This window comes from Colwellia sp. MB3u-41, assembly GCF_014076845.1.
GTDB lineage: Bacteria > Pseudomonadota > Gammaproteobacteria > Enterobacterales > Alteromonadaceae > Colwellia_A.
Genome location: NZ_JACGUT010000077.1, coordinates 141,554 through 156,611 on the forward strand (window position 1 = coordinate 141,554; position 15,058 = coordinate 156,611).

12 protein-coding genes and 1 riboswitch are annotated in these 15,058 nt (G+C 36.9%); of the genes, 8 read left to right on the top strand and 4 right to left on the bottom strand.

Going from position 1 to position 15,058, the window contains the following annotated elements; all coding sequences use genetic code 11:
• Positions 1 to 23 precede the first annotated feature (23 nt).
• Positions 24 to 674, bottom strand: a complete 651-nt coding sequence (locus H4J73_RS09835; RefSeq protein ID WP_182180486.1) for a single-stranded DNA-binding protein — start codon at positions 672 to 674, stop codon at positions 24 to 26.
• 118 nt (positions 675 to 792) lie between these two features.
• Positions 793 to 911, top strand: a riboswitch (TPP riboswitch).
• Between the two features lie 89 nt (positions 912 to 1,000).
• On the opposite strand from H4J73_RS09835, the gene H4J73_RS09840 reads away from it, so the two are divergent.
• From H4J73_RS09840 to H4J73_RS09855, 4 genes are all read left to right on the top strand, one after another.
• Positions 1,001 to 3,151 (top strand): TonB-dependent receptor, encoded by a 2,151-nt coding sequence (locus H4J73_RS09840; RefSeq protein ID WP_182180488.1) that lies wholly within the window; start codon positions 1,001 to 1,003, stop codon positions 3,149 to 3,151.
• 272 nt (positions 3,152 to 3,423) lie between these two features.
• Positions 3,424 to 3,690 carry a hypothetical protein gene (locus H4J73_RS09845; protein ID WP_182180763.1) on the top strand — a complete coding sequence of 89 codons (267 nt, stop codon included), beginning with the start codon at positions 3,424 to 3,426 and terminating at the stop codon, positions 3,688 to 3,690.
• Positions 3,690 to 4,361 carry a nicotinamide riboside transporter PnuC gene (pnuC, locus tag H4J73_RS09850; protein ID WP_182180761.1) on the top strand — a complete coding sequence of 224 codons (672 nt, stop codon included), beginning with the start codon at positions 3,690 to 3,692 and terminating at the stop codon, positions 4,359 to 4,361. The genes H4J73_RS09845 and pnuC overlap by 1 nt, the downstream gene beginning before the upstream one ends.
• Before the next feature lie 16 nt (positions 4,362 to 4,377).
• On the top strand, positions 4,378 to 5,322 hold the full coding sequence (locus H4J73_RS09855; RefSeq protein ID WP_182180759.1) for a phosphotransferase: 945 nt from the start codon (positions 4,378 to 4,380) through the stop codon (positions 5,320 to 5,322).
• On the opposite strand, the gene H4J73_RS09860 is transcribed toward H4J73_RS09855, so the two are convergent.
• Both H4J73_RS09860 and H4J73_RS09865 read right to left on the bottom strand, forming a co-directional pair.
• Positions 5,311 to 5,805 carry a hypothetical protein gene (locus H4J73_RS09860; RefSeq protein WP_182180757.1) on the bottom strand — a complete coding sequence of 165 codons (495 nt, stop codon included), beginning with the start codon at positions 5,803 to 5,805 and terminating at the stop codon, positions 5,311 to 5,313. The genes H4J73_RS09855 and H4J73_RS09860 overlap by 12 nt on opposite strands.
• A gap of 195 nt (positions 5,806 to 6,000) precedes the next feature.
• On the bottom strand, positions 6,001 to 6,234 hold the full coding sequence (locus H4J73_RS09865; protein WP_182180755.1) for an NTP transferase domain-containing protein: 234 nt from the start codon (positions 6,232 to 6,234) through the stop codon (positions 6,001 to 6,003).
• Between the two features lie 200 nt (positions 6,235 to 6,434).
• On the opposite strand from H4J73_RS09865, the gene H4J73_RS20495 reads away from it, so the two are divergent.
• Together H4J73_RS20495 and H4J73_RS09875 are read left to right on the top strand one after the other, a co-directional pair.
• On the top strand, positions 6,435 to 11,297 hold the full coding sequence (locus tag H4J73_RS20495; protein WP_182223459.1) for an RHS repeat domain-containing protein: 4,863 nt from the start codon (positions 6,435 to 6,437) through the stop codon (positions 11,295 to 11,297).
• Between the two features lie 4 nt (positions 11,298 to 11,301).
• The gene (locus H4J73_RS09875; RefSeq protein ID WP_182223460.1) at positions 11,302 to 12,198 is read left to right on the top strand and encodes a hypothetical protein; all 897 of its coding nucleotides are present in this window, start codon (positions 11,302 to 11,304) and stop codon (positions 12,196 to 12,198) included.
• A 210-nt stretch (positions 12,199 to 12,408) separates the two neighbouring features.
• On the opposite strand, the gene H4J73_RS09880 is transcribed toward H4J73_RS09875, so the two are convergent.
• Positions 12,409 to 13,287: a DUF2971 domain-containing protein gene (locus H4J73_RS09880; RefSeq protein ID WP_220460668.1), complete on the bottom strand. Its 879-nt coding sequence runs from the start codon at positions 13,285 to 13,287 to the stop codon at positions 12,409 to 12,411.
• A gap of 162 nt (positions 13,288 to 13,449) precedes the next feature.
• Here H4J73_RS09880 and H4J73_RS09885 point away from each other — a divergent pair, with 162 nt between their 5' ends.
• A complete protein-coding gene (locus tag H4J73_RS09885; RefSeq protein ID WP_182223461.1) occupies positions 13,450 to 14,424 on the top strand; it encodes a transposase in 975 nt (324 codons plus the stop codon).
• Positions 14,425 to 14,529: 105 nt separating this feature from the next.
• Positions 14,530 to 14,886 (top strand): hypothetical protein, encoded by a 357-nt coding sequence (locus tag H4J73_RS09890; protein WP_182180745.1) that lies wholly within the window; start codon positions 14,530 to 14,532, stop codon positions 14,884 to 14,886.
• The last annotated feature ends 172 nt before the right edge of the window (positions 14,887 to 15,058 follow it).

Below are 15,058 nucleotides of genomic sequence, written 5' to 3' on the forward strand. Positions count from 1 at the left end.
ATAAAAATTATAGTGAAAGAATGTTAATGTTTCAATAAAACGACTTGGTGGGAATCAATAAACTGTGATTTTTTACTATCGTTAAGGTAGCTTAATCGTCCATCAACCACTAGCTGGTCACCGAGTTCAGCTTTATCTTTAATATAATGCGCTTGCTTACCCCAAATATGCACTGAACGTTCGATAGAGATATTTTGGGTTTGCTGAGTAATAGGGGAATACACTAAATTATTTACCGTTAAGTTGAGCGCAACTAATTCTTTATTATTCTCGGTAAGTACTAAATTAATTTCACTGCTAATTTCCCCACTCATATGCACTTGGTTAATTGATTGTGCGTAACCTTTCGCGAATGTTTGTGCATAAGTGGCGTGTAATATCTCACGATTAGCTTTTTTACTATTGAGTAAATAGCCTTGCACTAAAATAATATCGCCTTTTTGTGAGTGACATAGCGAACGATCAACAATATCGCCAATCACTTTAACTGTATGGTAACTCGTCCATTCTTTAAATTGATTGCTGGCTTTGTCAAACCATTTACTATGAGTCGCCAAGACGAGTTCAGCTACGGCAACTACAGGGTTTGCTTGATAACGAATGTCAGGTTTAGCAACTAAATTACCTAATAAAGTTATTGAACATAAATGATTTTGGCTTAGATGATTTGTCATGGCAATTTAATAAAAAAAACTATAATGCTAATTTACTGAAAATCATCATATTAAGCAAATACATGGTCATGAATAATGACAATTTCCTGTACATTGGTGAGAAAATTGTTAGTATGCCGAACAAACCAAGGGGTGCAATAAAAAGCTGTTGTTAATAGGCTTTTGTATTGCTGAGAATTTTTACCCTTAATACCTGAAACGGATAATGCCGGCGTAGGAATGGTTAATACTTTAAATACTTGTCGTAAACACTTAATGTAAGTGCTTACTTGCGTTGTATTTTTGTATTGCTCTCTTTTGCTTGCATGCCACAAAAAGAGCGCTGTATGAACCTAATAAAATCTCCTTTAGCCATTGCCTTAGCACTTTCCCTAAACTTACCTGTTGCTTATGCAACTGATGACACAGACGTACTCGAAAAAATCATGGTAAAGGGTGATTATCGCGAAATCAATGTTCAAAATACGCCTTCGTCTTTATCTATTTTGACTCAAGAGGACATCGCACTTCGTAATGCCCAAAATTTAGAAGAACTTGTTGGCGGAATTGCTAATGTCAATTATTCAAGTGGCTCTCAACGCGCCCGCTACTATCAAATTAGGGGTATTGGCGAGCGTAGCCAATTTCAAGAACCTATTAATGCTTCGGTCGGTTTAGTTGTTGACGATATTGATTTCTCAGGCATAGGCAGTATTGCTTCTACGTTTGATATTGCGCAAGTAGAATTGTTTCGTGGCCCACAAGGCACCCGGTTTGGCGCCACAGCGTTAGCTGGTTTGGTTTATATGTCGACTAATGCGCCAAGCGATGAGTTTGAATCAGCCATACGCTTTAGTGCAGGTAACTATAATAGTGTTGGCGCAGGGCTTGTACTTTCTGGTCCTGCCAGTGAAAAAGTAAATTACCGCTTTTCAGCGGAGCAATATAAAAGTGACGGCTTTATTGAAAATACTTATCTAGGAAAAGACGATACCAATAATCGTGATGAAACATCTTTACGTGGCAAGTTAGCGATTACAGCAAGTGAACATTTAACGATTGATTTAGCTGTGCTGTACTTTGACTTTGACAATGGTTACGACGCGTTTTCACTCGACAACAACAGAACATCTTTTTCAAACCAGCCTGGTTTTGATCAGCAAGAAACTATAGCAATGAGTGCAAAATTTACCTATTCAGGCATTAAAGGGTTTAATGTGGTGTCTACTCTTAGTCATGCAAATTCGGACTTAGCCTATGGTTATGATGAAGATTGGGCTTATGGTGAATATGAATGGATCGCTGATGATTGGGACAACGGTATTTATAATCCTGATCCTTGTATTACACCAACGGGTTGTTTAGCTGAAGTGGATGGTTATTCTTCAACAGATCATTACCTACGTGACAAAAAGAACAGTACCGCTGAACTTCGCTTTGTTTCTCAACCTGATGCTAATATTTTTGCGAATACAACTTCGTGGGTTGCCGGTATTTACGTCAAAAAAGAAGAAGAAGACCTGCAGCGCCAATACACTTATTTAGCCAGTGACTTTTCATCAAGCTATACCGCTGACACTTTTGCTGTTTTTACACAATTTGACACGCAGTTAAATGAAAAATTTAGACTAACTACCGGTTTACGCATTGAACGTCGTAGCAGTGACTATAATAATTCCGACGCGATTGATAACTCGCCTGACGATAATATGGTCGGTGGTAAAGTTGTACTCTCTTACCAAGTTGATGAAAGTTCTATGATGTATGCTTCAGCTAACCGTGGTTACAAAGCTGGTAGCGTTAATTCAAGCGGTACATTATCTGAAGACCTACGTAGCTTTGAGCCTGAATATTTGTGGAATTATGAGCTAGGCTATAAGGCAAACTTTTTTGATGATAGTGCTTATGTACGTGCCGCTGTTTTTTATATGGACAGAGACGATATTCAAATAAGCAGTTACCACCTTAAAGAACGCCAAGATGGTAGTTCAGAGTTTATTAGTTACTGGGACAATGCCGCGCAAGGTTATAACCAAGGTATTGAAATTGAAGCCGCCTGGAATGTTACAGACAACCTAGAGATATATGGTGGCTTAGGTTTACTTGATACTGAATTTAGTGGCTATGTTTATAAAAATGGTGATAGAGAAACAGGTCGCGATCAAGCACATGCGCCAAACCATCAATTTAACTTTGGATTGAACTACTTTATTAATGACCAATGGCAATTCAACTTAGCTGTCGATGGTAAAGACGAGTTTTATTTTTCTGACAGTCATGATGAAAAATCTAATTCGGTGGCATTGTTACAGGGATCAATTCGTTATTTAGCACAAAATTGGCAAGTGAAATTATGGGCGCGTAATATGCTTGATAAAGAATACCAAACGCGTGGTTTTTACTTTGGTAATGACCCACGCGATGGTTATGCCAATAAAGCTTATTATCAGTTTGGTGAACCCGCGGTATTTGGTTTAACGTTTGATTATAACTTTTAGAGCTAAGCGCTCCTCAGCTAATACGCGGTCATCCTAAATTGATATGCCACCATGTTGAAGTAACATGCCGTCATGCTGAATTTATTTCAGTATCTGTATTCGAGACTTAAAGTCATGAGATCCTGAAACAAGTTCAGGATGACGGGTTTTTTGCTTAGGATGATGAGGTTCTCATTTAGAGTGACGGGATTATCGTTCAGGGTGACGTTTTTTGTTTAGGATCACGCAGTTTTTGTTCACTGTAAAAAAGTGGCATACCATTAGGAAATAATATGAAAATATCGATAGAAATTAGTTTGTATCCACTAGCAGAAGAACAGTTTAAAACTGAGATTTGGGCATTTATAAAGCGTCTACGTAATGTCGATGGTTTGAATGTGGTCACTAATGGTATGAGCACACAAGTTTTTGGTGATTACGATTTAGCGACTCGCCATGTTATGGCAGAAATTAAACATGTTCATCAAACTTTAAATGCAGCGGTGTTCGTTTGTAAATTTATTGGTGGTGATCGTTCAGAAGTAGAAGCTGAAAGCTAATGATTGATTCGCTACAAAGCACTCTTAATTATTTTTATGGTTTACCCTTGTGGGAACTCTTAGCGGTTATTTCTGCTTTGTTTTATGTCGTACTTGCCGCAAAAGAAAATAGTTGGTGCTGGCCTGCAGCGCTAGTCAGTACGGTAATTTATACCGTTATTTTTTATGATGTCTATTTATGGATGGATGCGGTACTTCAGGTTTATTATCTCGTAATGGCTATTTTTGGATGGTATTGCTGGCGTAAAATTTCGCCGTCTGCCAATCCTGGCGTTAACCGCAATGCACATTCATCGACGCTTGAGATTCAAAGCTGGCCATTAATTTTTCACACTAAAATTATATTATTACTAACAGCTTGTGCTTTGGCTATTGGTTGGTTAATGGACAACTACACACCAACAGATTTTCCTTATCTAGATTCTGCTACTACAGTTTTTGCTGTGTTCGCCACGTATTTAGTCACTAAGAAAGTATTAGAAAATTGGCTCTACTGGATAGTGATTGATCTTGTCTCTATTTATCTTTACATCGAAAAAGACTTACAACCAACGGTTGTGTTATTTTGTTTATATGTGGTCATTGCGATTGTGGGTTATGTGATGTGGTTGGGTAAATACCAAAAAAATAATCATCAATCAAATGGTAATATTGCGTCTGCGACAGAATAGTTAGGTGACAACGTTAATGAATCAAAGCATTGACAATATTTCTCAAGAAATTAAAGCTTTACCTTGTTTTGCCAAGGGCCAGTATAAAATTACGCCGTTGGCTGGCGGTGAAAGTCATGAGTGCTTTAGCGTTATTTCTACTGTAAATTCTATTGAAACAGATTATTTTGTTAAATCGCTCGCTGACCATAAAGAAACCGCCATGGCTGAAATTGCGAGTAACTTGCTGGCAGCCGAAGCTGGTTTGGCACCGGCAATAATTTATCATTCACCCTTATGGTTGGTATGTCAGTTTATCGTGGGCGATTCACTCGCTCATTACTTTGCTGAAAACGTTACCCGTTTACCCATCAACAAAATTATCATTGCGATGAACTTGATGGCCAAAACACATCAATTAAAATTGCCCCTAAATCATCCAATATTAGCGATTGAACCACTAATGTTAAGACAAACCATCAACAAAGCAATCACGCCATCTCAGCGGACTGTTTTGAATAAAATTATCGTCAAGATAACGCCATCTCAATCAAAAAATAATCGCTTGGTGCTATGTCATGGTGATGTAAATGATGAAAACATTCGCTTAAGCGACTCGTTTAACCCTGAAAGTCCGCTGGATCATACATGGCTAGTCGATTTTGAATGTAGTTGTTTAGCTGAAGCTGAATACGATATTGCGATGTTTATTGCGATTAATGGGTTAATGCTGACTGATGTTGATATTGCTATTCAAAGCTATCAGCAATGCGCTGATGTTGTTATCGATAAAGAAAAAGTAGTTGCCTATCTCGCTTGTTGTTATTTGATCAATGGTTTGTGGTATATAGAGGCAATGATTAACAGTAATCATTGCCAAATTTTCATCGTAAAGGCTCGCCAACAATTTGTACTTTTTGACCAATTAGCATTAACTCAAGAGAAGGTTGTACCTTTACTTAATCAGCTTTTAGCTAACTAGCGTAGCAAAGGCTTTTTCTTGATGAAGGTTAACTATGTTCTTTTCAACTAAAGCTGTATCTTCAGGAAAGGTTAAGCCAAACCAGTTATCTGTCGAGGTTAGCAGCTTAACTTTTTTGTTCTCTTGCGCTATTTGTTGCATAACAACGGCTGTTAAGTAGCATTCAAAACGATTAACATTTGCAGTCGTACTCTCTTTGTTGTTGTCAGTGACAGCTTTACTAATATAAACCTCTATCGCTGAAAATATATCTGTGGTAAAACGCCAACAATTCATTGATGTTAGACTGTTTGGCTGAAGTTCACTTCTTGTACTTAAATGATTAAATTGGCCGGTAATTTTTTGTTCATCATCACTCACAACACGCTTAATGTCATGACATTCATCAATACTTAATAGTAAATTATGAGAGTCAAACTGGCAAAATCCACGATTAACACCACCAAATTCAGAAAGGGTTTTGTCTAATTGAAAAGCCACCATTAAATAAGGCTCAGGAAAATCAGTGCTTTTTGTTAGGAGTAATTTAAAAGCCTTTTTTCCATAGTAATCATCAGCATTGATTACTGCAAAATTACTGTTAATACTCTTACGACAACACCAAATTGCATGCGCAGTCCCGAGGGGGTTTTCTCTATTTTCAGGAAGAGAAATTCCTGCAGGTAAATCACTTAAGTTTTACTCAATAAATTCTATTTCTATTTTACCAACAAGCCGGGGCAATACCTGTTGAGAAAATAAAGCACGTAAATCTGCCCGAATAATAAAAATAACTTTTGTAAATCCTGCGTCTACCGCATGACAAATATTGCACTCCATTAAAGTCAAATTGGCGGCACTAAACCCGGCTAACTGTTTGTTGCCACCAAAGCGCGAGCCTAAGCCTGCAGCTAAAATAACCAATGTTGTCATTAACTAATACCCATTTAACTTAACTGACGACTATGGGCTAACTTACTATTAAAAATACTTAATGGCTAATCCCTTGAGGCTAACGGTGGGTAAGTGTTGTCTGTTTTGACTTATGATCTTATTTGACGAAAATAAAATGTTAAACTAATGTTAATAAAAAGTATCATTTGTTTTTAATCACGTATAAAGGGACTTTTAAAATGTGTAAAATATTTAAATTGATCATCATTGCAAGTTCACTGCTCGCGAGTGTTGAAGCTCTATCTGCAGAAGTAATAAAAAAAGTAGATATAAACACACAAAAAAAAGAAGTCATAACTAAATCATCAGGTACCACTTTAGACAATCAACATGTCAATCTTATTCCTGATACAGGCGAAGGTGATTCATCACCTTCGTCAAATGAATTTATCCAGTTTGGTTTAAATGCAAAAGATTCCATTACTCCAGAAACAACAGGTTTATTGGGGGAGCAGATAGACTTAAATACTGGTGCGCTTAGTTTCACTTATACAGACGTATCTCTTCCTGGTAATAACAACATTCCTGTTTCAATTTCCCGTCAATTTAAAGATAGCGCTTTTAGTTTTTGGGCAAAAGGTGGTTTTGGTGATTGGGCATTAGATATTCCACACATTCGTACTAAGGTCATTATTGGCCATAAAATGCTAGGAACTTGGGGTCGAGGACAAGAATGTAGTGGTGAACCAGAGGTAACGCAAATGGTTGCGAGTGGTGGCGTTTTTCTTGGCTCTGAATATTTTGATGGTGAGCATTTACATGTTCCAGGCATGGTTTCTGAGCAGTTACTGTATGTAGGTGGAACTCATCCGAAAAAAACAAAATCTAATTGGCGAGTTACTTGTGCACCTAATACGCTTGGTGTGGGAGAGATGTATATTGTGCAGTCACCAAATGGGTTAACTTATACGTTTAACGTAAAAGTGATAGAGACTGATCGCATTTTAACAAATGGCTCAGGAAGTATCGGTGTTAAAAATATATATCTGTATGTTAGCAAAATTCAAGATAGGTTTAATAATACGGTTAATTATCATTATGGTAATGTTCAAGCTGGGCCTAATACTTATAAAGTACTTAATCAAATATCATCGAGTGACGGCCGTCTTATTACTTTACGTTATGATTTAGCCTCGCCTAATAATCGACTAATTACCAGTGTTAATGCTAATGGGCGTCAGTGGTTTTATAGCTATCAAGGTGGAGATGTAAAAACGTTGGCCTCAGTAAGAAGGCCTGATAATAGTGAATGGCGTTTCAATTTTTCTGCATTTAATCATTACAAAAGGCTAGAAACCCGATGTAGCATTCCATCTCGATACCCTCAAACTGTTTCGATCACTCATCCTAATGGTGTTAAGGGCACGTTCACTGTTGAGGCAAGATTACGGGGCAAGACGAAGGTTCATAAACTGTATAACGCATATAAAAATATTTATTATACAAAAAAGTGCCATCAATCAATGGCATTGACTACCAAAACAATTTCAGGACCGGGTTTACCCATATCAAATTGGTCTTATAGTTACTCTGAAAACTTAGGTTATTATGCAAATGAGGCTTCTTCAGGCTCAAACTTCAGAATTTCTTCTCCTTATCCTGCTGATTATATTAACAATATAGATTATAAGAGAACGACAGTATTAGCACCGGATGGTTCGAAAACTATGTACTACCACAATAGAGATTACACGAGTGTGCTTGATGGTAAGCTTGTGGTCACTGAATATTATGATACCAACGCAACGAACTTATTAAAACGAGTGGTTAATACGTATCAGCAAGGACCCTTTGTAGGTGATAGTTTAGTTGAGAATGTTAATGTTGCGCCTATCACTTATAGAGCACTGATGACGAAAAAAACAATTGAGCTACATCAAGGCAGTGTAAACAAAAGATATTATAAAGTTTTTTCTGAGCACAATGATTATGGCGTTGCTAGAAAGACCTATGAATACAATAATTTTAATAACAATAAGCGCTATACAAAACAAGGCTATTACCATGACACAACGAACTACTTATTAAACTTACCCACCACAACCTACGTGAGTAGTGATAATAATTATGTAGGGAATGAATTGGTTTCACAGCAAACCTATCACTCGGCAAGTGGGGGATATAAATCAAAGCCATATCATAGCTATCGCTTGGGTCGCTGGGTTAAACGTAATGAAAGTTATCACACCAGTGGTACAAACGCGGGCCTACCTAAACTCACCCGTTTAAATGCAAGTAATCGTTGGTCTGAAGCGAGCGATTATTATCGTGGTATCCCTCGTACAATCAGAACACCTCAAAGCACTTCAACCACAAGCCAATACGGCTATAGAACCGTTGATAGCAATGGCTGGATAAAGCAAACAACAGACTTTAATGGTAATGTCATCAACTATGGTCATGATAACTTAGGGCGTAAAACGCTTATAAACCCTGCAAGTGCTCAATGGAACAATACAACTATTTCTTATAATAGTGCTCATGGAAGTGAAGAATCTTCATTTGTGCATAATGGTATGCTGATAAAAACGACTACTAAGGGCAACTTTGAAAGTAAAGTCTATTATAATGGTCTGCTTCGCCCAGTACTGACAAAAGTACGTGATAAACGTGATTCATCAACCATTGTTTACACAAGAAATACTTACAACGCCTATGGGAAAAAAACATTCCAATCTCAACCCAAAAGATCTATAACAACAACATATGGCACTAATATAACCTACGATGGTTTAGGGAGAATAACCAAGTCAGTAAATAATGCACTTGGTGGTAACGGTGTTCGTTATAGCTATGCACCCAATAGTAAAGTGTCGGTGACAGATAATCGTAATTTGCTCACCACCACAACTTATAAAGCCTACGGTAGCCCAAGTCAGCAAGAGCCCATTAGTATTGTGACCCCCAATAATCTTGCGAACACTATTATGACTTACAGTTTATATGGGAACCTTAAAAGTATCACCCAAGGAGGAATTTCCGAGCATAGAGTTTACGACTATTATCACAACTTATGTAAAACAGTTAGACCTGACATAGGTAATACGGCTGTTAGTATTGATGCAGTCGGTAACACTGTGTGGTCAGCTCAAGGAAACTCAGTTTCAAGCAGTTTAACAGCTTGTGACACTTCGGTTTCAATAGGTGAAAAAACAACGTATAGCTACAATAATTTGGGAGCATTAAGTCTGGTCAGTTTTGGTGACTCAACGGCAAATAAAGCATACTTTTATGATAAGAACGGTAATTTGAAATCATTGAGTTTTAATGGTGCAACACATAATTATAACTACAATGATTTGAATTTGATGACATCAGAGTCATTAGTTTTTGATGGCTATATATGGACACTAACCCATCAATATAATGCTGAGGCTAACAAAAATAGTATCACTTACCCGAGTGGAAGAACTATTTATTATTCTCCTAACGCATTAGGTCAAGCGCAGTCGGTAGGGAGTTATGCCAGTAACATTGATTATTTTGAAAACGGGCAATTAAAGAATATGACCCATGGCAATAGTTGTTTAACAATACAAACTTTAAAAAGTTTTGGTGTACCTAATATTCAGCGTACTTCATGTGGTGGTAGCTCTCTTGTTAATAACCAATATAGCTATGATGGAAACTTCAATATTACGCGCTGGAACGATCTACAGAACACCTCACATGATTTAAAGTTTACCTATGATGCGCTAGATCGTTTAGATACTACGAAGAAATATGTTATATCATCTGGTGGTTCAGAGACACAATTTCAAGCTGAATCAGTCCCGGCAACCAGCATTGCTATTGGGGGGGATTATCCACCTCCTACACCACCTTATCCTGGTCCTGGACCAGTAGGTTCATGGAACGTTATTGGTGATATGAACTACGATAATATGGGCAATATTACTACGTTTAGGTTTGGCGGTTCCTATATTAACTATTACTACGGGAGTGATAAAAAATTGTCCAGCACCTCTGGCTCTGTCAACTATAATATGGCTTATGATAGTAGAGGCAATGTGACCAGTAATGGTAATAAATCGTTTAGTTATAATTTAGCAAATCAAATGACCTATGGTAATGGGAACAGCTATCGATATGATGGCCATAATCGCCGGGTTAAAGCAATAGATAGCACTGGCACGCGTTATTCTTTTTATACATCATCGGGGCAACTTGTTTTTGAGAATATTAATGGTGTATCACAAGAGAATTACTATTTAGGGAGTCAACTCGTCGCACAACAAAAAGCCAGTGTAGTTACTTATATTCACCGTGACTTGCTAGGCAGTACAGCGGCGAAATCAAATAGTTTAGGCAACATGGTTTCACAACATCGCTATAAGCCTTTTGGCCAAGACTGGGGTGGGACAAAAAATGAAATTGGTTATACAGGGCATAAGTTTGATACTGACTTAGGGTTAAGTTATATGCAGGCACGATACTATGATCCAGTTATCGGTCGTTTTTATTCGAATGATCCGGTTGGTTATACGGCTAAAAATCCTGTAATGTCGTTTAATCGGTATATGTATGTTAATAATAATCCATATAAATATACGGATCCCGATGGTAAGCTTCTTTTACAAGCGGTAGGTTTTGTAATTGGCGTAGTGCAAGCAGGTCAAGCTGTACATGATTCTAATGCTAGTTTTGGAGAAAAGGCTTTAGCTATAGCCGTGGGAGGATTTATAGGAGCTGCAACAGGAGGGGGAGCAACTACCTTAATAGCAGGAACGGTAGCTAAAATGGCTGGTTCAAAAGTTATTCAAACTGCCGTACAAATGACTGCTGGAGCTGTAACAGGGACAATTTCAGGAGCAGCGGGTCAGCTGTCAGCCGATTTATATACAAATCAAGATATGACTATGGACAAGACAGGATTGGCTGCTGTTAAAGGGTTTATTGCTGGAGTTACAGGGGGAGCACCAGCTACTACTGGAGTTGCAGTAGCAACAACTTTATTTACAGAAACAGTACTTCAGGCAAGTGAAGCTCTTGCATCTGAATCACCTGAAAATTACCCTGTAGATCGAAAAGAGAATGAGTAATAATATGACATATTCAACAAAGTTGACAAGTATAGGCTTTGCTCTTATTGCGGTATCTATTGGCGGGTATTTGTATGTAAATACTCAGATAGAGTTTGTAACTCTTATTTTTATGCTTATTCCAATCTTTATGTTGAGTTTATATATATTCACTATTAAGTTTGAAATTTCAAATGGTGAACTAGTCAAAAAAAGCTTTGGTCGAGTTTTAGTCAAATCTTCTCTTAAAGATTTGACTCTTTTAAAATTTGGAAAATATAAAATTAAAGAGGTCGTGAATAAAAATAATACACCATTTTTTATTTCTTTTTTACCTACCAAAGAAAAGAGTAGTCTGTTAGATGATCTGATTCAACAGGGAAGTGAGAATATAGATGAAGTTGAGTTAAAAAAGGCTGTTACTAATACCTCCGCATTTCTAAATGTTTTACTTTGCATATTCGGATTATTAACCGGGGCTTCAATACTATATTCAAAAACTGTTAGTGATTATTTGGAAATTCCTCAAAAAAACCAAGAAACTTACATAGAAGGGACGTTAAAAACTTTAAGTCTAAATCGAGATATAGTGCTTGAAATTGAGTCAGATGATAATAAATATATTCTAACATATCGAGCAGGAGCATCAGAGTCACTTTATACTCAATTGAGAGAGTATAAAGATAAAAATATTATATTGAGTGTTAATGATAAAAAGGGGTTCCTATCTCATAATTTAAACACACGTTATTTTCATGTTTGGGGTATCGATTCTGGTAAAATTAATATTGCAAGTTCTGATGAAATCGTGAATAACTGGAATAATACCAAATATTTTCTATATCCTTTGTTATTAGCCGTTTTCATTATACTCTTTTCTGCAATGTCACTTAGGAAAAACACTAAAAGATTAAAAAATTAGGAAAAAATAAAGGGGTCGTTGACACTTGAGAGTTATTCTCACACAACCCCTCACTATACTTTGAATACAAAGCCCCTTGTGCAGTGCCTCGAATTGGTCACTATGCAAGGGGCTTTATTTTTGGCTGCTTTTGAAGCCAAAGGGATTGAAATTAGCCTCGCACTCTGCTGACCAATGGATGCAGAAGCTGAACTTTGTTGTTTTCAAATTTTATTTGTCAACGGGGCCAAAAATCTCAATACCAGATCTTGCTGTGCGTGGAAAGTAGCTGGATATTTCACCATCAATAGATACTCTACGTAATTCATAGCTACCGCTTATTTGGCGCATTTGATAAAAATCGATCCCATCATCTCTATCCTTAAGTGCATTAATAATTGTATGCATAATAGATGAAGGGCAACGTAACCCAAAGGTTATGTCAGTCATAGCAAGTGGTGAATCATTTAGACCAACAGAATCAAAAATTCGCCATTCATCTTCATATTTCCACGGTGTTGCTTTTCGTAGTAAAACACGGTCATCAAGTTGTTTTTTGGCATTTAGATCATTTTGAAGCATTGCTTGTGCAATTAAGCTGGTCTTCAAAACTCTATTGTCATCGTAAATAACCTTGTGAAGTATAGGTGCAGGATTTCTACTTAAACTATAACCAACACACAATCCTTGATGTTGATCACCGTAATGACTCCATAATAATGAGCTTTCATAGGAGGAAGAAAAACAGCAAACACCTTTGTTATATTTATTTATAATTTCTCTTCGAATTTCACCCAGAAGTATCCAATTTTCGGCTTCTTCAGTGCTCGTACCCTGCTCTTCATATTCTGGATTTGTTGCATAATAGGAGATTCTAGCCAACTCATCATTTACATTTGTTCTCGCTAAATCACGTGCGTAAGTATTACTATTTTGTAGATTGATTTTTGCAGATTTGAGAGTTGAAAGTGTTTCAGTTTCAACCCTATTTTTTATAAGCTCGGATAAAATAGCCCTAAGTTCAATGTTATCTGAGTCTGATTCTATTGTCGGCTGGCAATCCATTGGATCATTGAATGAGTTCGGATTTGCGAAAAAAAGTTGGTCCATACAAAGACTGTCAACGGTATATTCACTAAAATCTCTATATCTATATATTTTTACTGGTTGTTCCAATGACATTTTAAAATTAACAAGGACAGTCGCTCAAATTTGATAAATACAAACCTCTCAACTAAGGTTAATCAATCACCTTAGTTGAGAGGTCTTTTTATGACTACCGCTAGAAAACAATTAATTAGCTTAATTGACACTCCTTATTATCACTGTATTTCTCGTTGTGTTCGTCGTGCTTTTTTATGCGGTGAAGATAAAAATACTAGGCAGAACTTTGATCATAGGAGAGGTTGGGTAGAAGATAAATTACTGTCACTAAGTCAAGTGTTTGCTATTGATGTATGCGCTTATGCTGTGATGAGTAACCACACACATACCGTACTATTTATTGATGAAGACACGGCAAAAGGCTGGTCAACAAAAGAAGTTATTGAGCGCTGGCATCAATTATTCAAAGGCACGTTGCTAACACAACAATATTACCGTGGTGAAGAAATTCCTGACTATTTAATGACTTCGTTACTTGAAACCGTTGAAGTGTATCGTAACCGTCTAATGGATATCAGCTGGTTTATGCGATTGCTCAACCAAAGTATAGCAATACAAGCCAACCAAGAAGATAACTGTACAGGTCATTTTTGGGAAGGTCGATTTAAATCACAAGCCTTGTTAGATGAAGCTGCGCTTGCTGCTTGTATGGCGTATGTAGACTTAAACCCTGTTCGAGCGAATATAGCTAAAACCCCTGAAAGTTCGGATTACACCAGTGTAAAACAACGTGTCATATCAGCTAAAAAATCAAAACAATCCAATATGCTGCTTCCTTTTGTGGGTAATCCTCGCCAAGCAATGCCAAAAGGCTTACCGTTTGAGTTAACAGATTACCTTGAATTAATTGAACTAACAGGTCGCTGTCTTCGTGAAGATAAAACGGGGTATATTGAAGACAATCAACCTGCCTTACTTAATCGATTAAATATAAACCCTGAAAACTGGTTAACACTAAGTAAGGATTTTAGAAAACTGTTTCATGGTGCAGTAGGACATAGTGATGTATTAACGGATTACTGTAAGCATAAAGGATTAAAGCGACGCACCAACGTCAGTTGTTGTGATAAATTATTAGCGTAATGCCTCAGTACGAATAAACCACTTATTTTATAGCAAAACATCAAGCCTGAAGTTTTGGCATGTCTAAAAAACAGTATAAAAGACGACCCATTTATAGAGTAAATTATGAAAATTGTATTGTTAATATTAGTAATGATAAGCCCCAACTATGCTTTAGCATTTGATGAGACTATTTCAGAAGAGAACAAAGAAGTCTTATATAAAGGCTATCATTTAAAATACGTAGACCTTGCATTTAAGCGTTACTTAGATAAAAAGTCTGGAACTAAATATAAATTTCTTTTGTTGAAAGAAAACTATGACTTTCACTTAACAGAAAGTAAAAGTTCTGTTGTGATTAACTTTATCTTTAGAGGAAGAGAGTTCAAAGCAAAAACAGGCAGATCTATTACTGGTGGCGGGGCTAAAGTTATTATTGAAAAAAATAGCAACATAATCACTTCAATAAAAATGCACAGATAGGCTTTAGATGAAATTAGCTCTAAAAAATTAGTCGTCTTACTTTTTATTTCAATCCAAAGCCCCTTATGAAGTGCCCTCTTAAAGTTGGACCTTCACAAGGGGCTTTATTTTTGGCTGCTTTTGAAGCCAAAGGAATTCAATGTGGCCTGGAACTCTAACTTAGGGATTGTTT